The following is a 26,998-nucleotide window of genomic DNA, read 5'->3' on the forward strand; positions in this document are numbered from 1 at the left end:
ACTTCTGGGAGGTGAATTAAAAATGTATGAGTTACCCTTTGAGAGATGCAACGAATTTCCCGATCTGCTCTAATCCTTGTTCTTGCGTATCGGGGTTTTCAAGTAGTACTTGAGCTTCTTCGATTTGACGCACGATGGCGCTGCCAACTATAACCGCATCACAAGTACCCTCGAATCGTTTCACTTGTTCCCTGCTTGAAATTCCAAAACCTATTCCAATCGGAAGATCAGTTGCTTCCCTTACTGTAGATAGGAATGAATCGATATCACTATGGAAATCTGTTCGTACTCCAGTTACACCAAGTGAAGATACGCAATAAACGAAGCCACGAGCTTTCTGAGAGATTCTGGTTACTCGATCTCTAGATGTTGGTGCAACTAATGGAATAAGATGAACGTTCGCACTTTCTGCAAGAGCACGTACTTCCTCATCCTCTTCGATCGGCAAATCCGGTATGATCAATCCGCTTATTCCCTTGCTCTGAACGAGAGTGACAAACTTCTCTAATCCAAATTGAAGAACTGGATTAAAATAAGTAAACAATATAAGCGGAATTGTTACACCTGCTTCACGTGCACGTTCGGCCATTTCAATGCAATTAAGAAGTGTTACTGTTGAGCCACTTAACGCACGTTCTGATGCACGTTGTATGACGGGTCCATCTGCAAGCGGATCAGAGTAAGGAACGCCTAACTCGATCATATCCGCCCCAGACTTCTCTAATTGTTTAATAATAGCTAATGTGCCCTCCAAGTTCGGATCACCAACAGTTATAAATGGGATTAGAGCTGTTTTCCCCTCTGCTTTAAGCCTGGCAAACGATTGATCAATGAGATTCATGCTTCTGACCTCCCAAGTAACCCATTATTGCTTCCACATCTTTATCACCGCGTCCTGATAAGCTAACAACAATTACTTTGTCCTTATCCAAAGTTGGCGCAAGCTTAATCGTCTGTGCAATTGCATGTGCGGATTCCAATGCTGGAATGATCCCTTCTTTACGCGACAACAGCTGTAGTGCCTCAAGTGCTTCTGCATCTGTAATAGGAACATAGTCTGCACGACCTGAATCTTTCAGGAAAGCATGTTCAGGGCCAATTCCTGGATAATCCAGTCCAGCGGATATTGAATGTGCTGGTTGAACTTGACCGTGATCATCTTGCAATACATAGCTGAATGATCCTTGGAATACGCCATGACGCCCTTTTGTCATCGTAGCTGCATGTTCCGTTGTTTCAACACCACGCCCAGCAGCTTCGACTCCAAGCAGCTTTACTCCTTCATCTTGAACGAACGGATAGAAGATACCCATTGCATTGCTTCCACCGCCAACAGCAGCGACGACGTAATCTGGCAACCTGCCTTCTTCTTTCACGATTTGCAAACGTGCTTCATCTCCAATAATGCGCTGGAAGTCTCGAACCATCATTGGATAAGGATGTGGTCCTGTTACAGAACCTAAAATATAATAAGTATCGGTTACATGGCTAACCCAGTAACGTAACGTTTCATTGCAAGCGTCTTTAAGCGTACGAGTTCCAGAAGTTATTGGCACTACCTCTGAACCAAGAAGATTCATTCTGAATACATTTAATTGCTGACGTTTCATATCTTCTTCGCCCATAAACACTTTACATTCCAAGCCAAGAAGAGCTGCAATTGTCGCCGAAGCTACGCCATGTTGTCCCGCACCTGTCTCAGCAATAATTTTTGTTTTGCCCATACGTTTCGCAAGAACACCTTGTCCGATTGTATTGTTGATTTTGTGTGCGCCAGTATGATTTAAGTCTTCACGTTTCAAATATACTTTAGCGCCGCCCAGATGTTCCGTTAATCGTTTTGCGTAATAAAGAGAAGTCGGACGACCAGAATATTTGTACAATAACTCGCGAACTTCATTTTGAAAATCGGGATCTTTGGAATAATGTAAGTATGCTTCCTCAAGCTCAAGAAGTGCGTTCATCAACGTCTCGGGTACGTATCGTCCTCCGAACTTACCAAATCTACCATTACTATCTGGAACTTGTGTCATCTCTCTATCACCCTTCTTACAAATGATCTAATCTTCTCGATATCTTTGTGTCCATTCGTCTCTACTCCACTAGATACATCAATTCCGTCTGGCGAATAGTTGTTCAAAAGCTCCCCTACATTGTCCGAATGCAATCCACCCGCTACATAAAGAGGCAGATGATAACTTCCCGCTATTCTTTCATATATCGCGATAACTTCCCAGTTAAATGGTTCGCCAGAACCACCACCTGGTGCATCTATTAATATAGCATCTACGAAGTCCTTATAGCCACTTAACTTACTTTCCACATCGTTCTCGAGTGATATAGAAGTATCTGTATCGGCATCATTCTTTATGCCAAATACTTTCCACACTTGCTTATTAGGATATTTGCTCTTAATCGCTTTACAATACGCTGGCGATTCATCTCCATGTAATTGGATGACATCAAGAGGAGCTTCAGACAAAACATCTCCAACCTCTTCAATTGATGCATTCAAAAATACACCAACAGCTTTAGGTCGTTCATTGTTTGCTGATTTAAGCTTGTACAATGCTTTTATCAGCTCGGCAGCTTTTAATTTATCTACTTGTCGTTTGCTAGGCGCAAACACAAATCCAACTTCATGGACTGGTAAACCATCCATCGCTTCAATCGTTTCCCAGTCAAGTAAACCACATATTTTTATTCGGACACTCATTGTCCCACCGCATCCATCAAGTCTGACACAGCTTCACCAACATGCTCTTGACGCATAAAGTGTTCACCAATGAGAACTCCATGTGCACCAACAGATTGCAAATAACTCATATCACTTCTTCCTGCTATTCCACTTTCACTAATAATTGTAATGTCCTTCGGGATCATTCCGATAAGATGTTCAGTCGTTTTTAAATCCGTGACAAACGTCTTCAAATTGCGATTGTTAATACCGATGAGTGACGCTTTTCCGATTTCTAACACCGTTTCAAGTTCTTCAGCATCATGTACTTCAACTAACACGTCCATCCCAAGCGACTTTGCAAGATCATGGAAGTCGGAAAGCTGTTTTTTAGACAATATTGCCGCTATTAGCAAAATAGCATCTGCACCGATAACTCTTGCTTCATAAATTTGCCGATAATCTATTGTGAAATCTTTTCGAAGAAGTGGTACTTGTACCGCTTCTCTAACTTTAGTCAAAAAATCATTAGCACCTTGGAAATAGTCCTTATCCGTTAATACGGAAATACAGTCTGTTTTTGCCGCTTCGTATGCAGATGCAAGAACGACCGGATCAAAATCTTGTCTAATCAATCCCTTAGAAGGAGAAGCCTTCTTCACTTCTGCAATAAGTCCCATACTTCTATTACGGCGTGGTGCGATTAAAGCTGCTTCAAAACCTCTACAAGGTTCCATCTCTGCTATTTTCACTTCATACTCCGATAGATGAAAGGTTGCAGCTAACGCTTCGACCTCAGCTTGTTTGGTAGTCACAATTTTATCTAGAAACATGTGCTAACTCTCCCGTCGTTTGAATAAGCTCATTCAGCTTTGTAAATGCCTTGCCAGAATCAATCACTTCTGCTGCTATCTCTACACCTTCTCTTGGCGATGCTGCTAAACCACCAACGTAGATACAACCGCCTGCATTTGCCAAAACAATATCTCTGTAAGCGCCTCGTTGCTCACCTGCAAAGATACTACGGATCAATGCAGCATTATCTTCTGGGGCACCGCCAATAACATCTCCAATAGGATAACGTTTTAAGCCAAGGTCCTCCGGCTCGATATCGTATGTTTTAACTACACCATTTTTAAGTTCAGAAATTTGTGTTGGTGCGGAAATACTAATCTCATCAAGTCCGTCATGACTGCTGACGACAAATACGCTTTTTAATCCTAATTCGCCAAGCACTTCAGCAATCGTTTCTGTGCGCGAGCGATCGTATATCCCAAGTAGTTGTCTATCTATTGGTGCTGGATTCGCTAATGGACCTAACATATTAAATATCGTGCGAATACCTAACTCTCTTCGAGGACCCGCAACATGTTTTAATGAAGGATGATATTGTTGTGCAAACATAAAGCAAATACCAATTTGAGCTAGGCAATGTGCCGCTTGATCTGGTGTTAGCGTAATGTTCACACCAAGCGCTTCTAACACATCTGCACTTCCCGTTTTTCCTGAAACAGCACGATTTCCATGTTTAGCAACACGAATACCTGCTGCTGCCGTGATGATAGACGATGCAGTCGAAATATTGAATTTATGAATGCCAGAACCTCCCGTTCCGCATGTGTCCATCAAACCTTCGTTTGATGTCGGAACTTGGCAAGAAAACTGACGAATCACTTCTGCAAAACCAGTAATTTCTTCTCTCGTCTCACCTTTCATACGTAGTGCTATAGCAATGGCGCCAATCTGAGCCTGCGTAGCATCACCGTTCATGATGTTTGTCATGACCGCATTGGATTCTGATCTGCTCAAATGTTGACCATTCACCAATAGATTTAATGCTTGTTGTGTTGTAATCGCACCACTCATCTTAATCACGCCTTCCACTAAATTCAACCTCATAATCTGAGTTAATACACCTTGTAGCTGGTTCAGCAGCTTGCTCAGCAACAGGTTTAGCAAAACATGCTTCCGCTGCTCGAATCGCCTTTAACATTCCTTTTGCTTTATTGACAGTTTCTAAATATTCGCTTTCAGGAACAGAATCCCATACGATACCCGCTCCACTTTGAACGTAGGCTTTTCCTTTTTTGAAAATAATCGTTCGAATCGTAATGCACGTATCCATCGTTCCACCAAAACCCAAATAACCAATCGCACCCGCATAAGCACCACGTGCTTCGTTCTCAAGTTCAGCAATAATTTCCATTGCACGAAGCTTAGGCGCGCCAGATACTGTTCCTGCTGGCAAACAAGACACAAATGCATCAAAAAAGTCTTTGTCCTTGCGTAGCTGTCCTGAAACGTTTGAGACGATATGCATGACATGAGAATAACGCTCAATTTCCATATATGAATCACAACGTACTGTACCGAATTCGGAGACACGACCAATATCATTTCTACCGAGATCAACTAGCATTAAATGTTCTGCACGTTCTTTCTCATCTGCCAGTAGCTCTAGCTCAAATGCTTTATCCTCTTCAGGTGTTGCACCCCTCGGCCTTGTTCCTGCAATTGGTCTAGTTTCTACACGATCATTAGTAACTTTCACGAGTGCTTCTGGTGAAGTACCAACGATAATTTCTTCACCCATTTTTAAATAATACATATAAGGCGAAGGATTCATCGTTCTTAGTACTCGATACACAAGTAACGGATCAATATCCGTATCTATACTAAACCGTTGGGATAATACAACTTGAAATACATCACCTGATCGAATGTAATCCTTAGCTTTGTCAACGTTCGAAATAAATTGTTCTTTTGTTAGGTTTGACCTTACTTCACCCAAATCAGGGTTGAGTGGGATAGCAGAGCTAGGCGCTACAGCCAATGCTATCGGCTGCTGAATCCGTGTTATTGTCGCATCAATCTTTGCTAGTGCTTGACCATAAGCGATCGCAATATCACTTTCTAATGCCCCCTCTTTGATATGAACATTGCCTACAATTTGAAGTTGCTGCTTGAAGTGGTCAAATACGATAACTTGATCGCAAAACATAAATTGCATATCATTCATATTCAAATCATCTACACGATGAGCTGGGAGTTTCTCATAATACTGAAGTAAGTCGTATCCAAAAAATCCAATCGCCCCACCTGTGAATGGTGGAAGTTCCGCGAATGATGGGCTTCTAAAAGAACGAAGCTTCGATTTTAATAATTCAATCGGTTTATCACGCAATATCGTTTGCTCGCCTTGTACATCAAGCACCATGTTTCCATGTTTTCCATACAGCTTCATAAATGGGTCTGTTCCGATAAAGGAGTAACGTGCCCACTTAGCACCGCCCTCTACACTTTCAAGTAGAAAAGCATGATCTTCTTTTGCAAAATGTTGAAACAGTCTGATTGGTGTTTCTGTATCTGCCATTACATATCTTACGATCGGGATTAAGTTATATTTACCTGCTAATTGATTGATCATTTGTAACTCGTTGGACATGATGAACGACCTCCATTTTTTTGCAGAAACGATTCCGTTCTGCCCTATATTTGAAGAATAATCAACACATGTCGGAGAGGATTTAAATATAAAAAAACGCCCCCGCCAAAGCAGGAGCGCTTAAATGATGATTGTGAAGACAAGCCTATAGCGTCCATTCAATCACTGTAATGCGGTAAAGCGGAATAGCCTACAGATAGACTTTCGTCTTTGTATGCACTTCTGGCTTTCCCAACAGCTAACTGAACTTCTCACTCGCTACGCTCGTTCCTAAACTCTTCTCATCTCATCTCAGCTAAAAACCTACTCGACTAATCTCACTTATGTTTTTAAATATAAATCATAGCGTATCCGTACGTCAACCAGTTATTTTACATTAGATAAATCTGGACGAAGCGCTTGTGCTCCCCCTAGATACACATGATTAATTTCTTTTTGACTTTTGTCAGTATTGACAAGTACCATAAATCGAATACAAAGTTCTAAGCTGCCTTTAACAGGTACTTCAAGTGCACACATCAATGGGACGTATTCCCAACCTTCAAGCTGTCTAATACATTGTGCAGGAAATGCTGCGTCCAAGTCATTTGTTACAGTGATCATTACACTGCTAATATCTGACGGAACGATTTCATTTTGTGCAACTATTGCCCTCATCATCTCCAAAGTTGCATTAGCGATCTCTTGTGCGTTATTGGCATCTACAGTAATAGCACCTCGTATTCCCCGTACGCTCATCGTTATTCACCCTCCTTTTTTAGTTCTTCTACGATTTCTCTCACCCAATGTACAGGCACATCAGACTTGATCTCTACTTTTCCAATTGCTGTTGGAACAACAAAAACCATCGTTCCTTCTGTAAACTTTTTGTCGTGCATCATCGCGGACATAATAGCATCTACATCGAAATGTTGCGGAAGTCGAATTGGAAGACCGCATTTAGCAAGCACTCGCTTCGTTTGTGTGTATACTTCCTCTGGTGCCCCATATCGAACTGCTAATTTAGCAGAACCAACCATTCCAATAGAGATAGCTTCTCCATGCTGAAGCTCTCCGTAACCTGCAACCGCTTCTAATGCATGCCCAATTGTATGACCTAAGTTGAGTATCGCTCGTAGTCCATTTTCACGTTCATCCTGTGAAACTACAGATGCTTTTACACTACATCCGTTGTGAAGTGCGTATCCTAATGCTTCTGAATCAAGTGCAAGCATCTTATCCGCATTGTCTTCACACCATTTCACAAAGGAAGCGTCCCAGATAAGACCATGTTTAACGACTTCGGACAATCCAGATCTAACATCACGAGGTGGCAATGACTGTAATGTATTCAAATCATAAAGAACAAACTCTGGTTGGTGAAATGCACCGATTATATTTTTGGCTTGCGGATGGTTTACCGCTACTTTCCCTCCGACACTACTGTCATGAGCTAGAATAGTAGTTGGTATTTGTATAAATTTGATCCCTCTCATATACGATGCTGCTACAAATCCAGCTAAGTCTCCGATGACTCCGCCACCTAATGCAATAATAGCGGATTTACGATCAAGACCAGCATCAAGTGCTTTACCAACTAGATCACCCAGCATCAGTAGCGATTTTGAGCTTTCACCAGCTGGCACAATAGCTGTCGCTACCGTATAGCCTCCTTGACTCAAGTTGGATTCTAACTGGTCTAAATAATGAGGGGCAACATTAGAGTCTGATATGATAAGTAGAGGAGATTTCTCCCCTATACCATGTTTGTGAAAAAAGGAAGAAACCTCTTGCAAGAGGCCCTCCCCAATATAAATGGGATATGAGCGGTCGCCTAAATCTACTAGTAGCTCACGCATCTCTTAATACCGATCCAATTGTTCAAGGTAGCTATTTACATTGGCACGGATTTCTTCGATGGAATCTCCACCGAACTTTTCTAGGAATGCTCTTGCTACTTCCCAAGCAACAACATGTTCCATAACGACACTTGCAGCAGGTACTGCGCAACTATCCGAACGTTCAACTTGAGCTGTAAAAGGCTCTTTGGTATCGATATCTACACTACGAAGTGGTTTATACAACGTTGGTATCGGCTTCATGACTCCACGAACGACGATTTGTTCTCCATTTGTCATACCGCCTTCAAAACCGCCTAGACGATTAGACGCACGGTGGTATCCCTTCTCTTTCTCATACATAATTTCATCATGAACAAGAGAACCTCTAAGTTTAGCTGCTTCAAATCCAATCCCGATTTCACAGCCTTTGAATGCGTTAATGGACACGACTGCTTGTGCAATTCGTCCATCTAACTTACGATCCCATTGAACGTGACTGCCAAGACCAATTGGAACACCTTCGATGACACATTCAACAATCCCGCCGATGGAATCACCTTCAGCTTTAATTTGATCGATATAGTCCATCATCTTTTGTTCGGTTTCCTTATCTACGACACGAACAGATGATTCTTCTGTAAGACGAATGAGCTCATCTACCGGCAATTGGTTCGCAGGAGCTTCTATTTCACCAATTCGAATAACTTGTCCAGCTACTTTAATGCCGAACTCAGCAAGTAATTGTCGTGCAATAGCACCGACTGCTACACGAGCTGCAGTTTCACGCGCGCTGGAACGTTCTAGCACATTGCGAAGATCCTTTAAGTTATATTTTAAACCACCGTTCAAGTCAGCATGACCTGGGCGTGGACGATGTACACGACGCTTCTCCTCGTCACTGCCTTCAATCGGTTCAATATTCATTACTGATGTCCAGTGTTTCCAGTCATTATTTTTAACAACTAGCGCAACGGGTGCCCCAGTTGTTCTTCCATGACGAACACCGCCAACTACATCTGCTGTGTCCTTTTCAATTTGCATTCTACGTCCGCGGCCATGACCTTTCTGGCGACGATGCAGTTGAAAGTTCAATTCCTCGAAATCAATGGTTAAATTGCTCGGTAAACCCTCAATTATTGCGGTCAGTTGCGGACCATGGGTTTCTCCTGCAGTCAAGTACCGTAAACTCAAGCCCAAACTCCTCCTTCAACGCAAGCTTTCTTTCGCCTGCTGTCATGTAATGCCCAAAACATCTTTGCTCATTATAGTATAGCGTTGCAGGTTTGACAAGAAATCTCATGATAGACGTTGCAGTATTAATGCTTTTGAGCAGTAAAGAAGGGCCGCTTCCTCCATCCATTGGATGAAAAGGAACACGGCCCCTCCAGATTTAATCGTTACAGTGTATTCAACGTTCGTTGTTCGATATGTACGGAAACGTCAGTTGTAAAGTGAGAATCATTTACTAATCTGCTCATTTGTACGTTGTCTACACCGATAATTTGTGCACATTGTTGAATCGTTATAAATCCATGACGATATGCGTCAATTACTTTACGCTTATCCAATTCCAGTCGCCCTCCTGCTCATCTTGCTTATGATTAGTATAGGAATACATGGAAATTGGTATACATACGTTTAGACGCGTCTATAAAAGAATGTGTCAGCCGTCTCGAAGCCGTATTGCTGAGGTGAAAAAATCTGTTCCGTGCTACCCACGAATAATAGTCCACCTGGCTTCAGTGCTGCAGAAAATTTATGATATAGTTCATGTTTTGCTTCTTCTGTAAAATAGATCATAACATTACGGCAAACGATAAGATCAAAACCTTTATCAAAGGTGTCATGAAGAAGGTTTTGTTGTTTAAACTGAATCGACTTTTTTAATCCTTCCGAAACTAGAAAAGCACCTTCCGAAGGTGAAAAATATTTGCTCCGATAATCAACTGGAACATCCCGAAGTGATCGTTCTAAATAACTAGCTTCTTGTGCCTTCTGGAGAACATTATTATCCAGATCTGTCGCAATAAGCGTAGACTTTTGAAGCACACCTAATTCAGATAAAATCATAGCAAGTGTATATGGTTCCTCACCAGTAGAACATGCAGCACTCCATACTTTAAGTCTAGGACTCTCGGTAATCATTTCTGGTAGAAAACGATCCATAAGAATGCTCCATCTTACAGGATTTCTCCAAAACTCCGATACATTTATCGTCATCCGATCCAAAAACTCATTTAACAAACTACGATTTTGCTCCATAGCTTGAAAATATTGCTCGAACGTTTGATAGCCGTGCTTCAAACGTAGCGTTGTTAAGCGTCTTTTCATTTGTGCTTCTTTATATTGGGATAAATCAATAGCTGTCTTCCGCTTAATACGTGCAATAAATTGAGAGAAGTCCTGATCTTCAGACATAGCATCCTCCAAGAATAACGGTGTTATATGATATACACCTAAGAATCGTATGATAGCTGATCTCTTGTCAACACAGTGCAAAGAAGAGCCAATCTGCCTTCAATGCACAAAACTGCTTAATAATTTCGTTTTCCTACAAAGTAAGCGATATCGGTAAGATTCTTTTTTGCTGTAATATCAGGTAAACCTTTTAAAGCATGTAGTGCTTTTTGTATGTAACGATTAGCCAAATCTTCAGCCAGTCCTCCGCCTTCACTGTTTCTTATCAGAGTGATTGCTCGCTTTGTATCCGCAAAACCATCATAATCACGGATCTTTCTGATTTCTTCAAGAAGAGGTTCTCTAACTTTTGCGTCTTGAAGCGCTAATATGACAGGTAAAGTAATGTTACCCTGTCTTATATCAGAACCAGGTGGTTTGCCGATTTGTTTTTCTGTACCGTATAGGTCGAGTAAGTCATCTCTTATTTGGAATGCCATACCGACGTTATAACCGAAACGATACATCCGGTTAGCGGTTACACGGTCAACATTACCTGCAACAGCTCCCAGCTGACAACTGATTGCAATAAGAAGAGCTGTTTTTCTACGAATACGTAACATGTAGTTACGAATCGATTGCTCCGTGTTGAAGAAATCTCGAATTTGCTCCATCTCACCTAAACACATCTGGACTAAAGCTTTTGACAACACTTGATGAATAACAGGATTTGGAAGTTCTGCTGCGATAGCTAGCGCCTTACCATGAATATAATCTCCGGTATACATTGCAATACGATTATCCCATTTGGACTTAACTGTCAACTGTCCTCTACGTGTCTCTGCATCGTCAATAACATCGTCATGAACGAGCGAAGCCATATGAATCAGTTCTAGTGGAACTGCAATCCGCTTTAGAACATCTAGTTTGTAATCGCCGAACTTACCTGCAAGTAGCACGAACACTGGTCTTATTCGTTTACCTCCAGCCTTCAGCAAGTGCGTCGACGCCTCACTAAGAAGAACATGTTCATCGGATACACTCCGCTCAAGTTCATGTTCGATTTGATTCAAATCGCCTTTCATCTTTGCATACAAGTCTAATAGTTTCATTCATTCACCTTTTTGGGGAGATTGTTCTTTATAAAAAGAAAGTTCCACTTCATCTTGAAGCAAATTCAATTGATTTGCATATCGGAAATATAGTGTTAAGCCTTCTTGCAGCTTATCTCCAAAATCATATTGAAGAGATTGGAAATATGTTGTCCAATACTCAGATTTGCCACCTAATCGTTCAAGGGCAAGATTAACTAGCTCTTCTTGATGTTCAAGATTATATTTTTTAGTTGCCAACATCGCTTCATATACAGAATGAATGCTAGCAGCGTTCTGCTCTACAATTTCTCTACGAGCTGCAACAACCGCATAAGTCATCCCGAGTCCTGTCCAGTTATTCCACATTTCCCCGAGATCCATAACATACAATCCTTGACTTCTCCTCGATGCAGCAATTGCTGGATCTCCAATCAGTAATGCTGCATCGGAATCTTTGAGCATTGCTTCAAGGTTTGGCTCCGCTGATATATAATCAGGCCTACATTCATAACGCATTTCCATAATAATTTTGAGCAAGTTAACAGATGTAGCTGAAGCTGTTGTTAGCGCAATTCGCTGTGGTCTTTTTTTCTCGATCGGCTCCTTAAGGAACAATAAAATGGAGTGTACACGTCCAATCGAACCAACAGATAAATGTGGTAATAACATATAGTTTTTGGCATATTGCCCATAAGAAAATGATGAAATAGCCGACAAATCCAGCTCACCAACATTTAATAACCGATTTAGTTCTGAAGGTACACGAGATTTCACTTCAAAGTTACGTTCTCCCGCATACTTCTCAAATCCATAAAATAACGGCCACGCATTAGCGTAATCTATTTCACCGATGGTGATCGGGCGATTGAAGCCCATTCTGCTCATCTCCCCATCTTCTGTACAAATCATGATCAATGTCGATATTATCCAAAACTTTACCAACCATAAAATCAATCATCTCGTCCATAGTTTGTGGTTTATAATAAAATGCCGGCATAGCCGGCACAATGCGTACACCCAGTTTAGCTAACGTTAGCATATTTTCTAGATGAATAGCATGTAATGGTGTTTCTCTCGGTACTAGAAGTAGCTTTCGTCCTTCTTTCAACATAACATCGGCTGCTCTAGTCAATAAATTGTTCGAACTGCCATGTGCGATAGATGCAAGCGTCCCCATTGAACAAGGGACAATTAACATTCCCTCTACACGGAAGGAACCACTTGCTATCGATGCGCCAATATCGCCATTAGGATGAAAGATAAGTCTGCCATTAGTCATATATTCGCCAAATCTCTGTTCAAGTGCGCTAGATCTACGGACCGTCTCCCAGCCCATTTCTTCCTTCAGCACTCTCCAGCCTGCTTCTGTTACAACGAGATGAACAATATAATCCTGTTGCAACAATTGCTCTATAAGTCGAATACCATAGATCGAACCGCTTGCTCCTGTAAGACCAACAACCCATCTTTTTCTTTTGGCTACATTCGTTTCACTATTTCGATCTATATTGCCTACCATTGCCTTAACACCACCAAATCTACAATCGTAAACAAGAACAACAAAACACTTAATGTACCATTCATTCCGAAAAAGGCAGTAGGAACTCGTGACAGATCGGACGGTTTAACAAGCCAATGCTGGTAAAATAATAATGAAATTGAAAGTATGGCACCAATCAAATACATCCAGCTTAATTGTGTCATCCAAAACAAAGCGATAAATCCGATTGCAGTTACGATATGGAGAGATCGTGCTATCCATATTGCTCCTGTTAATCCAAAACGAGCAGGAATTGATTTAAGACCTACCTTGCGATCATACTCAAAGTCTTGCGTCGCATAAATAATATCAAAGCCCGCGATCCAAAGCGCAACCGTTCCGTATAATATCCAAGCTGCTGCGTTAAACTCTCCTGTAACAGATACCCAACCACCCAGTGGTGATAACGCTATCGTTAAACCTAATACAATATGGCAGAGCCATGTGAATCTTTTTGTATAAGAATAAAGAACAAGGAAAAACACTGCGATTGGCATTAGCTTGAGCGCAATTGGCTCCAAGTTAATAGTACCCCAAAATAACAATCCAAAAGAAACGATAATAAATAACAACACTTCAACTGATTTAAGCAATCCTGCAGGAAGTGCTCTACCTTTCGTCCGCGGATTACTGAAATCAATTGCTTTATCAATAAGTCGATTAAGACTCATCGCCGCACTTCTTGCACCGAACATTGCAAGCGATATCCATCCAATCTCGCTCCAAGAAGGCAATTGACCTTCCATCATGACCGATCCTAAAATCGCCCCCATATAAGCAAATGGAAGAGCAAATACGGTATGTTCAAATTTAATCATTTCAAGAATAATGCCTAGTTTGCGAATCATAGCTGCCCATCATTTCCCTTCGTACCCATATGCAAAGCGGCTATGCCACCGAAAAACAGATCCACTTTTGTCCCTTGCAAACCTGCTTGGTTAAATAGTTCTGTTAGTTGCTTGGAGTCAGGAAAAGACCTCAGTGAAATTGGTAGCCATTGATACTCTTTAAATCCATTCGCAAGCATCTTTCCAAAGATGGGCATAATTCGTTCAAAATAAAAATTGTAAATACTTTTGAATGGTTGCCACGTTGGCTTCGACAACTCTAAACAAACAACTTTTCCACCTGGCTTCACAACACGATGCATTTCGCGTAGAACTTGCAAATAGTCAGGAACGTTACGTAAACCAAATCCGATTGTTACATAATCAAACGTATTGTCCTCATATGGTAAGTTCATTGCATTACCTTGCACCAATTCGATCTGCCTGCCAAGTGATAGTTTGGCTACTTTAACTTCAGCTACATTTAGCATGTTTTGACTAAAATCAAGGCCAACGATTTTACCTGTCTGACTTGTATTCGCCAAATCAATTGTCCAATCACCTGTACCACAACAAATATCTAATGCATTTTGACCTTTTTGGACGTTCATTTTATTCATCGTATACTTCCGCCACGCTTTATGTCTGCGGAAGCTTATCACATCGTTCATAAAATCATATTTAGGTGCGATAGTTTCGAATAATGCATGAACGTGACTTTTAGAGTTAGTATCCACCCTATCTCACCTCATCTCATTTAAAGCCGGAGTAGAAATGTTTAGCTTGTTTATCAAGCCCTCCATAATCCCGCTCAGTTCTTTAGTTAGCATGTCCGACTCAAGTTTGCCAGCAGCTAGTTTCATTGAGTCAGCAGCAAACTTCAGTTTAGCATGTAATTGATCACGAATATCGTATTTATCGACCATACTGTTAATAAAACTTTGATCGAAAGATTGTGAAGTGAGACGATGACGCTCTTCCTCACTCCCTACTTGAAGCAGATGCCAGTAAGCCCAGCTCTTTTCAAAACGTTCCTTACTTGAGCTACGCTCAATCTCGTCAAGTGCCACTTCAAAGCGGCTAACTCCACTTAACATCTCTGGCCATAGTCGTGAGAGCGTACCTTCGAGTAAGCTTGAAAATTGTTGAAACATTTCGCTTCTGAGCTGCACGGCAAAGCTGAAATATTCGTCGGCAGTTAATCGAAGTTGCCTCATACGCATATATAAGTTCACCTTTAACCGGTTTACCTCACATACTGCATTACTTATTCTTGATATCATTTCGATTTGGCCGGATTCAGCTAACAGTTGATAGAAACGAGCACTGAAAAAATCTCCCGCCAAAACGTTAAGTTGTCTTGAACGCATTTCCTTTTCTGAACGCCTTGCCGTCTCTGTATCGATTAAATCATGAGTATCCATCCCAAGCTGAACGAGAGATATTACAAGTGTATATAGTTCACTATGCTTGCTCAGTGCAGGTTGCTGATCGAGGAATGCAAATAACATTCGTAATCTTGGTCCTGCAATAGGTGGTAGCTTTGTGTGTTCGTGTATCATATCATGTTTTGCATAGTGCTCAGTCATTTCCGAAATGCGGTATCTTGTCATGGTAGAAGCCTCCGAACGTAAGTAGCAGGGATCGCCGCTCAATAATCTAAACTATTATATCACAACTTCTCATAAGAGCATACGAATCCGCTTTTAAGTTCTTCTTTTTACTCTAGCGGTTTAATTGTATGTGTGATGTTTGAACAGAGTAACCTTGGATGGGACCAAAACGATTCTCCCATGTGTTTGTAAAACTTAAACGAAGGCGCTTACGCCAAGTTTGATCATATACGGGATTTGCGTAATCCAATGACTTCAAATCATCTCTTAGCCACTCATCTGTTACTCTAACGTCTACTGCAGTAAGCAACCTTTTTCCATATGTATCTTTTTCAACAATTCTAATTAATAGTCGATTGACGTTATTGAGCTCTGCGAATGAAACATTTATCAACTTTTTCACATCGTTAAACCATGTTTCTGGTCGCCCACTATTAGCGGCAACTACTAATTCAAGTGTTAATCTAGAATTATTCCATTCCACATGACCGACCGTCTCCTGTAATGGGATACGAAGAAGGACATCTACAATATTGGAATTGGATAAATGATCGATCCTATCTTCTTTGAACACAGTAATATTCTGATGCGCATCCTCGTTTTTCGATATTGTGCTTGTTAACCATGCTAGACTTATTGTTAAAACTAACGTTAAAGCATATACAGTCCCAATTGATTTTCGGACTCGCATTGCTGCACCTCCATGCTCTTACAAGTAAATATATGCCTTAGTTAAAGTTTGTTCATTCCAAACTAGACTCATACTCTAGGGCTTATACAACATTGTACGAGATTGTAAGGGCGATTATTCGAAGGGTTCTATAATTGTAGTCAATACACGTCTATCGCTTTTCAATCGCAACAAAAAAGCAGGCATAGCCTGCTTTTCACACGACCATTATTGATCGGTTTCAACCGTTCCATACTTCGTCATGACGATCGCTTTACCTCTAATTTTGATCGCTGACGTATGATCTGTAAACTGACAGATCAGCACTTCGTTTTTATCCAGCTTTTCCGTATGATGAAAGCGTGTATCTTGACCGCGTGTCAGTCCTATTACCTGCACTCCTTGGTCTTTTGCTTTCACTACAATATAATCGCCAACCGTAGGCTCCATGGTGATCCCTCCGCATTCGTCGTTCAAAGTCATCCATGTGAATTATAGTGGAAGTCGCTATATAGTGCAATGACCATCCTCAATATTAGTTTAAGAAAAAAAAGACGCTGGAACAAAAACATGTTCGAGCGCCTATCCTAAACTTATACGTTAATTGGATACAAGGTCCTTGAGAGATTTGCCTGGTTTGAATGCCGGCATCTTGCTAGCAGCGATATCAATCTCTTCGCCAGTTTGCGGGTTGCGGCCTTTACGAGCTTGACGCTCGCGAACTTCAAAGTTACCGAAGCCAACTAGTTGTACTTTGTCACCGCTTTGCAAAGCGTCGGAGATCGCTTCAAAAACAGCATCCACTGCTTTCGTCGCATCTTTCTTAGACAATTCTGTTAGTTCTGCTACTTTTGAGATCAAATCAGTTTTGTTCATGTTTTCACCTCCTCCAAAGTTTTGCGAAGCAAAACTTACTTCGTAAGCATTGACATCGTTTTGCGAAGCAAAACTTACTTCGTAAGCATTGACATCGTTTTGCGATGTAAAACTTAATTCGTAAGCATTAGCATAAATCTCAGTATATCCACCTTATTAACTGAAAACTTGAAATATATACCTTTTGACCGAACAAACCTATAGTAATACAGTATAATCGCAATTTCAAGTCAATTCCCAGTTAAGACAACAAAAATACCGCCTCAGACTTAGCGAGGCGGTACTAACAGTACTATTGACCTGCTTTTTACAAAATAATAGCGATTAAGCCGCCTGATCCTTCGTTAATTATTCTACCAAGCGTTTCTTGTAATTTATAACGAGCATTATCCGGCATCATTGCTATTTTACCTTGAATACCTTCTCGTACGATGGAATGTAGTGATCTGCCAAAAATATCGGATTCCCAAATTTTTATCGGATCGTTTTCGAAATCTTGCATTAAGTAACGAACCAGCTCTTCACTTTGTTTCTCTGTTCCGATAATCGGTGCAAATTCGGATTCAACATCAACACGAATCATATGGATAGATGGCGCGGTTGCTTTCAAGCGTACACCAAATCTTGAACCTTGACGTATGAGTTCAGGCTCATCAAGTGCCATCTCAGCAAGTGAAGGCGCAGCGATACCATAACCAGTCGTTTTGACCATCTCAAGCGCTTCAGCAAATCGATCGTATTCTCGCTTGGCATGGGAAAACTCCTGCATAAGCTGGAGCAGATGATCTTTGCCCCTTATTTCGACACCTACGACCTCCATCAAGATACGGTCATATAGTTCATCTGGTGCATATAGATCGATCTCGGCTACACCCTGACCCATATTCATCCCACTTAATCCGGCGCGGGCGATAAAATCATAATCCATAAACTGTGTGACGACTCGTTCCACATCTCTTAGACGGCGGATATCTTTAACCGTATCCCGAACGGAGTTCTCATAGTTGCTACGCAACCAGTGATTATCGTTAAGCACCATTACCCAGCTTGGGAGATTAACGTTAACTTCATGAACAGGAAATTCATAAAGCACCTCACGCAAAACGGAAATGACCTCTTCCTCACCCATCGTTGCTACACTGAGCGTTATAACTGGAATATCATATTTCGCTTGAAGTTCACTTCTTAGTTGTTGTGCTTCATCACTACGAGGACGGGTGGAGTTAATGATAAGCACAAATGGCTTGCCTACCTGCTTCAACTCGTCAATAACACGCTCTTCTGCGACAACATATGAACTGCGAGGAATTTCAGCAATTGTTCCATCAGTCGTCACTACTACGCCAAGCGTTGAATGCTCTTGAATAACTTTACGCGTACCAATTTCAGCAGCTTCCTGGAATGGAATCGGTTCGTCAAACCATGGAGTTGTTATCATCCTAGGACCATTTTCATCTTCGTAACCTTTAGCACCCTCAACTGCGTAGCCAACACAATCGACTAGCCTTACGTTTACATCAAGCCCTTCTGCAACTTTAAGCTGAACGGCTTGATTAGGTACGAATTTGGGCTCAGTCGTCATAATCGTTTTGCCTGCGGCGCTTTGAGGAAGTTCATCTACTGCTCTTATGCGTTCAGCTTCATTTGCAATGTTTGGGAGTACGACTGTCTCCATAAACCGTTTGATAAACGTTGATTTACCAGTACGGACTGCCCCAACTACACCGAGGTAAATATCCCCGCCGGTACGTTCGGCTATATCCTTAAAAATGTCTACTTTCTCCACTGAATATCCCCTCCCAATTGATTTTCCGGTTCGCCGCCATCCACCGGACAAAAGGGCAGGCCAGCGACGCAACTCGTACATACTTTTTGGACTAGTAACATCATATGTTCAGACTGTCCAATTATGACGATTCGTTCTTTAAAAACTTTTTTCTCCGGTTAATCCAACTTCCCTTCCAAGATTGAAATATATGAGAATAGCCTTTCAACTATGACTTTTAGATTCAAAAAAATGCAATTAATCTAAATGTCGCTTACTCTCGAGTAGATAACACTAGCTCAAGGGGAACGCTTTACTATTTTGCATGTGGCTAACCCGATTTTTTCGGGTTAGCCACATTACTGTTAATTGAATTGTAAAGGGTCTCACCCGGATCTGTTGTACGAACACGGAAGGAAATCAAACAATTTGAGTTAGTCTTAAACACATGAGCTAATAACAATAACTCAAAAAACAAGTAGCGAAAAAGACAATGTCAATTGGGCTAGATAATGATTGAGTCAGAATTCGTATTTGAGTAAATGATGTACAAACAGACCAATAACAAAGATGGCGGCGCAGGAATAAGCTCCCGCACCGCCATTTTTCGTTGTTCTTATACGTTTTGATTAATAAGGGCTATTTACTAAGTAGTCCTATCACTATGAAAACAGACCCGCTTCACCATAACTTTATTGGTGAACAGCAACTGGCTCGCCATTTACGAGCTTATAGAACGGTGCTTTAACAGGGACAAAGTCAGATGAATCAACGAGCAACTCTCTTAGGTCATCATTTTCAGCAACCTTAACTGAGTCCTTTTTTTGAATTAACTGCATAATATCGATTCCATAGTCAGTGTAGACAATTCCATTGTCATCGATTAGTGCTTGTAACGTTTGTCCAGAAAAAACACTTTTAATGATTGGAGCTTTTTTATTCATGGAAGAATAGTCAATCTCATAGAAACCAGGATACATTGCATCCTTTTTAGGGAGAACTCCACCTTCTTGCATATGAAGCTTGACCCAGTTTTGAACGTCATTAATTTTTTGGAAACCTACTATATCGAGCAACTTTACTCGTGGCTTCGTATCTTCATCTAGAACAAGAAAATAATAATTTCCGCCACTTTCAAACGCAGCTCCAGGTGCAGAACTTAAATAGTTTTTACTTTTCAGCTTTGTAAAATCAATTCGGAATTTCTCATATTTAGGTACGTCCTGCCCACTATTAATAATAGGCAACAAACTTAAGTCTGCATAGTATTGATCGATTGCCCCTTGTACATTACGAACAGCTTCTTTAGGTGGAACATTTTGTTTCATGTTTTCCTTTGGATACAGGCAGCCAGTTAAAGGCAGAATGAAAAGCGTTATAGCGACAATCGTTGCACTTAATCGCAAGGAACGATTGGCTATACGCTTAGAAAAAATACTCATTAGTTATCCTCCATTTCCTTACCATAACGCATCATCTTGTTCCTTCTGTCTTGCTAAAGCTTTAGCAACTGCTGATTGTAGCGGATCAGGAAGCAGTTCAACATCCGTTTTGCCTGCAACTCTTACTTGGCAAGACAATCTAATGTTCTTTTCCTCCATACCAGCAAGTTTGCGTCGTTCCTCGTCACCCATCGGAAGCAGATCGCTCCCTGGTTTGACAATAACTTTGCACATAAAACAAGCAGCTTTACCACCACAACGAGTTTTAATAGATAACCCTGCACGCCTTGAAGCATCCAAAACAGTTGTTCCACGTCTTACTCTTACTGAACGACCGGAAGGCCAGAAGACAATTTCAGCGTCCATTCTAGCTCACCTTCCCTCTGATCATTTATCCATCCATTAACACATTCAATTAATTCTTTAGGGAAACCATTTTTCTGTTCAATGACAGTCAACGCCTTCTTATGCTCAATACGAGATAATCTGATGGCATCTACGATCAACTCCACACGATCAGACCTATCTCTAAGCGCATTAAACCATAGCTCATGAGCTAAAGGCACAATGTGAACCAATTGATGAAGGCCATTGACTCCAACGTCCACAGCCTTGCTGTAGTGCCTTAGAACGTTCTTCACTTCCGTTTTATAGCGACAGCCATGAGCGGAGATCTGAAATCCACCTACAAGCTCAACACGATATTGTCCAATTTGATAATGACTGAGCGTAGAACGATAGATATCGGACTCACTTAATTCAGGGTCATCTATTGCAAATTGTTGCAAGGCACGATGTATCGACAACATATCTTTATCATCACAGTACAAATCGATATCGTTCGGTTCAGTTGGCAATTGCAAACCTCGTAGTAACAACCCACTACTTCCACCGAGTACCCAACGATTATTGCCTGCAGCGTCAATAATCGTTGCCAGCGCTTGTCTGATGTGTATGTCTTTTCTCATGCTGGCACTCCCCTTTGTTAGAAATAGGTTTTGTTTGTTGCCGATATATGTCCTGCGCCATCCTTAATGATAGCCTGGCAACCTAATCGATAACCTTCTTCGAACTCTTCTGGCTCTAGACGATCCCATTCTTCGTCGGTAATACCTTCGAGAAACTCTCCACCTTCTGTAACGATACAACGGCAACGAGCACATGTCCCTCTTGCACATGTGTAGCTAAAGTCAATATTATGTTTAATAGCATGATCCAGAATGGATAATCCGGCCTCTGCTTCAACTGTCGCCACTTTTGTTCTACCCTTCAGTTCAATCATTGCTGAAAATTCTCCTTTAGACCTATCATTTTGGCTTATGTACCTGTCAATTATATGATGGAAAATACTCCGTAAATAAATCCAAAAACTAAAAATACAAAAGCAACAAATGATAATACAAATTTGACGATACCTTTTGTTTTCAATCTAGCAAATGTAATCAAAAGTGCAGCTAATGCCATTAAGCCTATGCCAAGTAAAGAAACCCACATCTTTGTCATCGGATCCATGTTAAAACCATTCTCCTAATCTATAACGTTATAAGTTCTTATCTATTATAGCACCAGGCAAAAAAAAGGACAAAAGCATAATAACGAATTTTCACTCGAGGTACACACTCAAGAGACTTCGCTTGCTTTTGTCGGATACAATTACTTCTTCATCATCATTTTCACTAACGTTTCCATACTCGACGGGCTCATCCCGCTTGATTTGACTGCTTTAACAATATCATTTACGGTCGATTCCGGTACTTTGATTTTGGCCATATCAGATACCTGCTTTATTAACTTACGAAGCTCTGCTTCATTTTGCAGGGTCTTGGCATCAACGCCGCTCGCCAGTTTTTTTACGGTATTCTCGGAAATGTTTTTGCCTGTTTTTTTGTTAATTGCGCCAAGTACATCCTTTGGAATATCTTTTGACAAATCGTCCACCCTCCTCAACCTATGAGCTCCATGCATCATATGAAGGGGGTGGACGTTTGGTGTAGGCGCTTGACCTTAGCCTATGCTTTCAATTTCATGTGTTTTTAATCTACCCATTAGATGTTCAACTGCCGCTTTTGGCGTCTTGCCTTGGAATAATACTTCATAAAGTTGGCCAGTAATAGGCATTTCTACATCGTATCGTTTTGCTAGTTCAAAAGCCGCTCTCGTCGTACGAACACCTTCAACAACCATTCCTATTTTCTCCAAAACGTTCTCAAGAGACGTTCCGTCAGCAAGTAAATACCCAGCACGCCAGTTGCGACTATGCTTGCTCGTACCCGTTGCAACTAAATCACCTACACCAGCTAGTCCTGCGAAAGTAAGTGGATTAGCACCCATAGCAGTACCTAATCGACCGATTTCAGCCAAACCACGCGTAAGCAGCGCCGCTTTTGCGTTGTCTCCGAATTGCAGACCATCGCTTAAGCCCGCTCCTAGTGCAATAATATTTTTGATAGCGCCAGCCACTTCTACACCAACAACGTCTCCATTCGTATAGACACGGAAAACATTATTCATTAGCGCATCTTGTGCCTTCTCTGCTGCTTCTTGTTGCTCCGAAGCTACAACGACTGTCGTAGGGAGCTTATTGATCACTTCTTCAGCATGGCTTGGCCCAGACAATACTACGATTGACGATAACGGACGAGTAAGCTCTTCAGATAGGACAATTGACATACGTTTTAGTGTATCTGCTTCAAATCCTTTTGTTGCATGTACAACAAGTGTTTCAGAAGCTAGAAATGGTGCCGCTAGTTTTGCAACTTGACGCATCGCACTTGATGGAGCTACAAATAGTGCTAACTCCACATCGTTTAGAGCATCCTCCATATTCGTTGTTGCGATTATAGATGATGACAGTTCACTACCAGGCAAAAATTTGTTGTTTTGTCTATTCGTATTGATATCTGCCGCTTGTTCTGCACTACGAGTCCATAAGTTAACGGTATAGCCATTGCTGGCTAAAACAGACGCAAGTGCAGTTCCCCAACTACCAGCAACGAGCACTGCAGCCCGGCGTTCTTGAGATGTTGTTATTTCTTTCATGTGATGTTACGCCCCCTTCTTGGCACCTAGCTTGTTCTCCGTCCCTTGCATCAGCTTAACAATATTTGTCCTATGACGAATGAATGCAAAAGCACAAATGACTAATGCTACACTTAGCAATGGTAACGAATAATCAAACAAAATGATAAAAATTGGCGTAAACGCCGCGAACAATAACGATCCGAGTGACACATATCGAGTGAGAACGATGCAAACAACAGCAACTACACCCGCACATAATGCAGGCACAAGCGCAAGTGTAGCAATTACACCTACTGTTGTCGCAATTCCCTTTCCACCCTTAAATCGGAACCAGATCGGCCAGTTATGACCGATGATGACAGCTAAGCCGCATAAAACGGGTATCCATTCATTATCACTAAGTGCGTTCCCTAAAAAGATTGCGGCAACACCTTTTGCTATATCAAGAAAAAAAACAACGATCCCTGGTCCCTTACCTAAAACGCGAAGAGTATTCGTGGCACCCGCATTACCGCTACCGTGCTGCCTTATATCGATTCCCTTCACCCATTTGGCAATGGCAATACTAAATGATATTGATCCGATCAAATAACAAAGAACAACCGCGATAATATCCAATACCAAGCTTCTTCTCCCCTAGTCCTCGTCGGATTTGCGCCTTGTAAAGATTCTTAAAGGTGTCCCTTCAAAGTTAAAGGCTGCGCGTATTTTGTTCTCCAGGTATCTCTCGTAAGAGAAGTGCATCAGGTCTGGATCATTAACAAAACATACGATTGTAGGTGGCTTCGTAGCGACCTGAGTTACGTAATTGATGCGCAAACGTTTCCCTTTGTCAGACGGCGGAGGATTAAAGGCAACCGCATCTGAAACGACATCATTAAGCAAATGTGTCTGAATACGCAAAGCATGTTGATCAGAAACATGGTTGATTACAGGCAACAGCTTATGTAAGCGCTGTTTAGTGAGTGCAGATAAATAAACGACTGGTGCATAAGTCATGAATAAGAAATGATCACGAATACTTTGAGTAAAATGACTCATTGTCTTTTCATCTTTGTCAACAACATCCCACTTGTTTACAGTGAAAATGGATGCTTTACCTGCTTCATGCGCATATCCAGCGATATGCTTGTCCTGCTCGATAATACCTTCTTCGCCATTAATGAGTACGAGTACAACGTCCGCACGTTCAATAGCTTTCATAGCACGCATAACACTATACTTCTCCGTGGATTCATAAACTTTACCACGTTTACGCATACCTGCTGTATCGATTAGCACATATCGTTGTCCATCATGTTCAAATGGCGTATCGATTGCGTCGCGAGTTGTACCAGCAACATTGCTGACAATTACACGATCTTCACCAAGTAATGCATTAACTAACGATGATTTACCAACGTTTGGTCGACCAATAAGTGCGACACGGATAACATCTTCGTCATAACCATCATCCTCAAGCTCAGGAAGAAGATTCGTTGCGGCATCTAGCAAATCGCCAATACCAAGTCCATGTGAACCAGAGATCGGAATCGGTTGTCCGAATCCAAGACCGTAAAACTCATAAACTTCATCCATACGATTCGCATTATCCACTTTATTTACTGCAAGTACTACAGGCTTGCGTGAACGGAATAACATTTGAGCAACTTCATCATCCGAATGGGTTAAGCCAGTTTTGGCATCTACCATAAATAGGATAACATCTGCTTCCTCAATCGCAAGTTCAGCCTGCATACGAACAGACTTCATTATTTCATCTTCACCATCAATTTCGATACCACCAGTATCGATAATACTAAATGCTTTGCCGTTCCATTCCCCTACACCGTATAGACGGTCACGGGTAACTCCCGGTTTATCCTCAACGATTGCCAGCCGATCACCGATGATACGATTAAATATGGTTGACTTACCCACATTTGGACGTCCGACGATGGCGATAACGGGTCTTGCCATAATTGGTTTTTCACTCCTTCAACAATTCTCACGTTACTCATCATAGCAAAAAAGATCGTTCTTGGCTAACTTTTCATGTTATCGGTGATCTACAAGAATAATTGTTCCATTCTTTAGGTCATGTGCACTCGCATCCATTATTTTCTCCAGAAGGAATGACGTTTCCTCTAACTTTGTTTCATCCGATACAAAAAATATTGGAGCTCCTCCTGCAACTTGATCCGAATGGAGGGATACAATTGCTACAATTTCAGCCATGGCTTTTATTCTCCCCCTTGTTCACAGGCGCCTCAGTAGGCATACGGACTGCAGATTCTAGAATTGGTGCGCGCAAAATTACCTCTCTTCCCTTTTTAGCATCTTTTTCTTGAGGAAGTATAAAGATAGCTAAACGTCCATCCTTCATATCAAGTTTCGCTAACGGTATTAACGCTGGCTCACCATCGTCTCGGTATACACCAAGTATTGTTGCTAGATCATATAAAATAGCTTGGCGTTGTCCTAGATTACTTAATGTCACTTTACCATTTGGATTATATGGAGTCAGTATGAAACCTAACCCTCTCTCCGCTACAATAGCCTGATTTGATTTAAGACCTACGTTCATCATGTAAACGTCATCTACAAATAAATCTGGTCCATCAATTCGCATCTCTGCAATCGTGACATCAGCAATATGAGCTATCGACTTGCCTGATTTGAGCATTCGCACAATTAGAAGGGTCAAAACTCCTGCTGCTATTCCATACCAAAGATTTAACAATATGGCGAACAGCGTAGTTAGAAGGGCTGACATGATGACCAAGTAGTTCCTACCTTCGAACACCATTGCAATTCCTTCAATGTACGTAGCACCACGCCCAACAAGCTCCAAGCTGTCGATTTTCGTCAGAGTATCCCTCTCCATCTTCCGAACATCTCGAAATTGTTGCGCAGCAAGTGTAAGAAATGTTATTGCAGTATAGTCTTTATTAAACAGCGCAGGTACCGCTACAGCACCTAAAGCAGCTGCTATTACCCCAAGCGAAATATGAATGATTCGGCCATGAGGATAAGTCGGATATTGTCTATAATCGGTCTTTAGCATTAGCAATCGAGCTATTATACCGAATGTAATACCTAGGAGAACCCCAAATAAGTGATGATTTTCTTTTATATAAGCGATCATCATGATGAACGTTCCCCCTTCAAATGTAGCCATATTGCGTTTAATCTTGTGATACCAGCACGCATCAATTTAATAACAAGAGTAAAAGAAATTGCTATACTTAACGCTAACCAAAACCCATCCCAGAAGGAGAGAGTACCCACTGTAACTTGATAAATACCTTCTTGAAAAACCGCTTCAATACCTTCACCAAGTGCAGTACCCCAAGCAATAATCGCAAATTGATGTTTACAATCAGAAGTGAATGCGCCGCATATTAAGCCTCCCATAAGAGGCGCATTCCAACTGGACTGATACCAATGAAACATGGCTTCAATTGAATAAAGGCTTTTAACACTCCCAAGTATCAAGGTTAGCATCAAAATACACAATAATAAGTAACTTCGACTACCCCCTTGTCCTCCACGCCAAATAATTACTGTACTTACGATCAAAAGAAAACATACAGCTGCATGAATTTTCACATTTGGACTGTCCTGTAACGGCATCCACCAAAGTGGAAATAACAATAGCACTGTTATAACTAGGATGAGTAAAAAAAATGAGCCTGTTCGGATACTGGGTGCAAATACCGACTTCCAACCCGTGACAAGCAAAATACACATAATCAATTGCAGCAACACGGTAAAGTAGCCTGGTATCATCATGTTTCACCTCTCGTATCCCCTATTATGCGCCAACAAA

At 41.3% G+C, this 26,998-nt stretch carries 33 protein-coding genes; all 33 read right to left on the reverse strand.

The features are described 5' to 3' along the window. Window positions 1–31: 31 nt before the first annotated feature. On the reverse strand, window positions 32–841 hold the full coding sequence (trpA, locus tag I6N90_RS09025; protein ID WP_197935195.1) for a tryptophan synthase subunit alpha: 810 nt from the start codon (window positions 839–841) through the stop codon (window positions 32–34). Then, on the reverse strand, window positions 828–2,033 hold the full coding sequence (trpB, locus tag I6N90_RS09030) for a tryptophan synthase subunit beta (RefSeq protein WP_197935196.1): 1,206 nt from the start codon (window positions 2,031–2,033) through the stop codon (window positions 828–830). Before trpB ends, trpA begins: the two co-directional genes overlap by 14 nt. Beyond that, complete coding sequence (locus I6N90_RS09035) at window positions 2,030–2,716, reverse strand: phosphoribosylanthranilate isomerase (protein ID WP_197935197.1); 687 nt, start codon at window positions 2,714–2,716, stop codon at window positions 2,030–2,032. The genes trpB and I6N90_RS09035 overlap by 4 nt, the downstream gene beginning before the upstream one ends. After that, window positions 2,713–3,510 (reverse strand): indole-3-glycerol phosphate synthase TrpC, encoded by a 798-nt coding sequence (gene trpC, locus I6N90_RS09040; protein WP_197935198.1) that lies wholly within the window; start codon window positions 3,508–3,510, stop codon window positions 2,713–2,715. The genes I6N90_RS09035 and trpC overlap by 4 nt, the downstream gene beginning before the upstream one ends. Then, on the reverse strand, window positions 3,497–4,576 hold the full coding sequence (gene trpD / locus I6N90_RS09045; protein ID WP_442950951.1) for an anthranilate phosphoribosyltransferase: 1,080 nt from the start codon (window positions 4,574–4,576) through the stop codon (window positions 3,497–3,499). Before trpD ends, trpC begins: the two co-directional genes overlap by 14 nt. Beyond that, window positions 4,545–6,122 (reverse strand): anthranilate synthase component I, encoded by a 1,578-nt coding sequence (trpE, locus tag I6N90_RS09050; RefSeq protein ID WP_232242808.1) that lies wholly within the window; start codon window positions 6,120–6,122, stop codon window positions 4,545–4,547. Before trpE ends, trpD begins: the two co-directional genes overlap by 32 nt. A 366-nt stretch (window positions 6,123–6,488) precedes the next feature. After that, window positions 6,489–6,860 (reverse strand): chorismate mutase, encoded by a 372-nt coding sequence (aroH, locus tag I6N90_RS09055; RefSeq protein ID WP_197935199.1) that lies wholly within the window; start codon window positions 6,858–6,860, stop codon window positions 6,489–6,491. Between the two features lie 2 nt (window positions 6,861–6,862). Beyond that, window positions 6,863–7,960, reverse strand: coding sequence for a 3-dehydroquinate synthase (aroB, locus tag I6N90_RS09060; RefSeq protein WP_197935200.1), 1,098 nt, complete (start codon window positions 7,958–7,960; stop codon window positions 6,863–6,865). 3 nt (window positions 7,961–7,963) lie between these two features. Beyond that, a complete protein-coding gene (gene aroC / locus I6N90_RS09065; protein ID WP_197935201.1) occupies window positions 7,964–9,133 on the reverse strand; it encodes a chorismate synthase in 1,170 nt (389 codons plus the stop codon). 206 nt (window positions 9,134–9,339) lie between these two features. Then, the gene (locus tag I6N90_RS09070; protein ID WP_197935202.1) at window positions 9,340–9,510 is read right to left on the reverse strand and encodes a hypothetical protein; all 171 of its coding nucleotides are present in this window, start codon (window positions 9,508–9,510) and stop codon (window positions 9,340–9,342) included. Window positions 9,511–9,580: 70 nt separating this feature from the next. After that, a complete protein-coding gene (locus I6N90_RS09075) occupies window positions 9,581–10,360 on the reverse strand; it encodes a CheR family methyltransferase (protein ID WP_197935203.1) in 780 nt (259 codons plus the stop codon). A gap of 116 nt (window positions 10,361–10,476) precedes the next feature. After that, entirely contained in the window at window positions 10,477–11,451 is a 975-nt protein-coding gene (locus tag I6N90_RS09080; RefSeq protein WP_197935204.1) for a polyprenyl synthetase family protein, read from the reverse strand. Beyond that, the gene (locus tag I6N90_RS09085) at window positions 11,452–12,309 is read right to left on the reverse strand and encodes a menaquinone biosynthesis protein (protein WP_197935205.1); all 858 of its coding nucleotides are present in this window, start codon (window positions 12,307–12,309) and stop codon (window positions 11,452–11,454) included. Then, entirely contained in the window at window positions 12,278–12,952 is a 675-nt protein-coding gene (locus tag I6N90_RS09090; RefSeq protein ID WP_197935206.1) for a UbiX family flavin prenyltransferase, read from the reverse strand. The genes I6N90_RS09085 and I6N90_RS09090 overlap by 32 nt, the downstream gene beginning before the upstream one ends. Beyond that, on the reverse strand, window positions 12,946–13,821 hold the full coding sequence (locus tag I6N90_RS09095) for a UbiA-like polyprenyltransferase (RefSeq protein WP_197935207.1): 876 nt from the start codon (window positions 13,819–13,821) through the stop codon (window positions 12,946–12,948). The genes I6N90_RS09090 and I6N90_RS09095 overlap by 7 nt, the downstream gene beginning before the upstream one ends. Next, a complete protein-coding gene (locus I6N90_RS09100; protein ID WP_197935208.1) occupies window positions 13,818–14,537 on the reverse strand; it encodes a demethylmenaquinone methyltransferase in 720 nt (239 codons plus the stop codon). Before I6N90_RS09100 ends, I6N90_RS09095 begins: the two co-directional genes overlap by 4 nt. Window positions 14,538–14,543: 6 nt before the next feature. Continuing rightward, window positions 14,544–15,413 (reverse strand): heptaprenyl diphosphate synthase component 1, encoded by an 870-nt coding sequence (locus I6N90_RS09105; protein ID WP_197935209.1) that lies wholly within the window; start codon window positions 15,411–15,413, stop codon window positions 14,544–14,546. Window positions 15,414–15,525: 112 nt separating this feature from the next. Further along, window positions 15,526–16,104, reverse strand: a complete 579-nt coding sequence (locus I6N90_RS09110) for a hypothetical protein (RefSeq protein WP_197935210.1) — start codon at window positions 16,102–16,104, stop codon at window positions 15,526–15,528. Between the two features lie 207 nt (window positions 16,105–16,311). After that, window positions 16,312–16,533: a trp RNA-binding attenuation protein MtrB gene (gene mtrB / locus I6N90_RS09115; RefSeq protein WP_116044760.1), complete on the reverse strand. Its 222-nt coding sequence runs from the start codon at window positions 16,531–16,533 to the stop codon at window positions 16,312–16,314. A 150-nt stretch (window positions 16,534–16,683) separates the two neighbouring features. After that, window positions 16,684–16,959: an HU family DNA-binding protein gene (locus I6N90_RS09120; RefSeq protein ID WP_197935211.1), complete on the reverse strand. Its 276-nt coding sequence runs from the start codon at window positions 16,957–16,959 to the stop codon at window positions 16,684–16,686. Window positions 16,960–17,266: 307 nt separating this feature from the next. Beyond that, window positions 17,267–18,745 carry a stage IV sporulation protein A gene (gene spoIVA, locus I6N90_RS09125; protein WP_197935212.1) on the reverse strand — a complete coding sequence of 493 codons (1,479 nt, stop codon included), beginning with the start codon at window positions 18,743–18,745 and terminating at the stop codon, window positions 17,267–17,269. A gap of 671 nt (window positions 18,746–19,416) precedes the next feature. Continuing rightward, window positions 19,417–20,166 carry a hypothetical protein gene (locus tag I6N90_RS09130; RefSeq protein ID WP_197935213.1) on the reverse strand — a complete coding sequence of 250 codons (750 nt, stop codon included), beginning with the start codon at window positions 20,164–20,166 and terminating at the stop codon, window positions 19,417–19,419. Window positions 20,167–20,184: 18 nt separating this feature from the next. Beyond that, on the reverse strand, window positions 20,185–20,532 hold the full coding sequence (locus tag I6N90_RS09135; RefSeq protein WP_197935214.1) for a 2Fe-2S iron-sulfur cluster-binding protein: 348 nt from the start codon (window positions 20,530–20,532) through the stop codon (window positions 20,185–20,187). Beyond that, window positions 20,490–21,134 (reverse strand): hypothetical protein, encoded by a 645-nt coding sequence (locus I6N90_RS09140; protein ID WP_197935215.1) that lies wholly within the window; start codon window positions 21,132–21,134, stop codon window positions 20,490–20,492. The genes I6N90_RS09135 and I6N90_RS09140 overlap by 43 nt, the downstream gene beginning before the upstream one ends. 17 nt (window positions 21,135–21,151) lie before the next feature. Continuing rightward, window positions 21,152–21,448: a 2Fe-2S iron-sulfur cluster-binding protein gene (locus I6N90_RS09145; protein WP_197935216.1), complete on the reverse strand. Its 297-nt coding sequence runs from the start codon at window positions 21,446–21,448 to the stop codon at window positions 21,152–21,154. A gap of 50 nt (window positions 21,449–21,498) precedes the next feature. Beyond that, the gene (locus tag I6N90_RS09150; RefSeq protein ID WP_197935217.1) at window positions 21,499–21,678 is read right to left on the reverse strand and encodes a DUF2768 family protein; all 180 of its coding nucleotides are present in this window, start codon (window positions 21,676–21,678) and stop codon (window positions 21,499–21,501) included. A 141-nt stretch (window positions 21,679–21,819) separates the two neighbouring features. Beyond that, window positions 21,820–22,095 carry a stage VI sporulation protein F gene (locus tag I6N90_RS09155; RefSeq protein ID WP_197935218.1) on the reverse strand — a complete coding sequence of 92 codons (276 nt, stop codon included), beginning with the start codon at window positions 22,093–22,095 and terminating at the stop codon, window positions 21,820–21,822. A gap of 75 nt (window positions 22,096–22,170) precedes the next feature. Then, complete coding sequence (locus tag I6N90_RS09160) at window positions 22,171–23,205, reverse strand: NAD(P)H-dependent glycerol-3-phosphate dehydrogenase (protein ID WP_197935219.1); 1,035 nt, start codon at window positions 23,203–23,205, stop codon at window positions 22,171–22,173. A gap of 6 nt (window positions 23,206–23,211) precedes the next feature. Beyond that, window positions 23,212–23,811 carry a glycerol-3-phosphate 1-O-acyltransferase PlsY gene (plsY, locus tag I6N90_RS09165; protein WP_197935220.1) on the reverse strand — a complete coding sequence of 200 codons (600 nt, stop codon included), beginning with the start codon at window positions 23,809–23,811 and terminating at the stop codon, window positions 23,212–23,214. Between the two features lie 12 nt (window positions 23,812–23,823). Then, window positions 23,824–25,146: a ribosome biogenesis GTPase Der gene (gene der / locus I6N90_RS09170; RefSeq protein ID WP_197935221.1), complete on the reverse strand. Its 1,323-nt coding sequence runs from the start codon at window positions 25,144–25,146 to the stop codon at window positions 23,824–23,826. 78 nt (window positions 25,147–25,224) lie between these two features. Continuing rightward, complete coding sequence (locus tag I6N90_RS09175; protein WP_197935222.1) at window positions 25,225–25,404, reverse strand: capping complex subunit for YIEGIA; 180 nt, start codon at window positions 25,402–25,404, stop codon at window positions 25,225–25,227. Continuing rightward, complete coding sequence (locus I6N90_RS09180) at window positions 25,397–26,314, reverse strand: YIEGIA family protein (RefSeq protein ID WP_197935815.1); 918 nt, start codon at window positions 26,312–26,314, stop codon at window positions 25,397–25,399. Before I6N90_RS09180 ends, I6N90_RS09175 begins: the two co-directional genes overlap by 8 nt. Beyond that, on the reverse strand, window positions 26,314–26,961 hold the full coding sequence (locus I6N90_RS09185) for a YphA family membrane protein (RefSeq protein WP_197935223.1): 648 nt from the start codon (window positions 26,959–26,961) through the stop codon (window positions 26,314–26,316). Before I6N90_RS09185 ends, I6N90_RS09180 begins: the two co-directional genes overlap by 1 nt. Window positions 26,962–26,998: the final 37 nt, after the last annotated feature.

Source organism: Paenibacillus sp. GSMTC-2017 (genome assembly GCF_016019935.1).
Lineage (GTDB): Bacteria > Bacillota > Bacilli > Paenibacillales > Paenibacillaceae > Pristimantibacillus.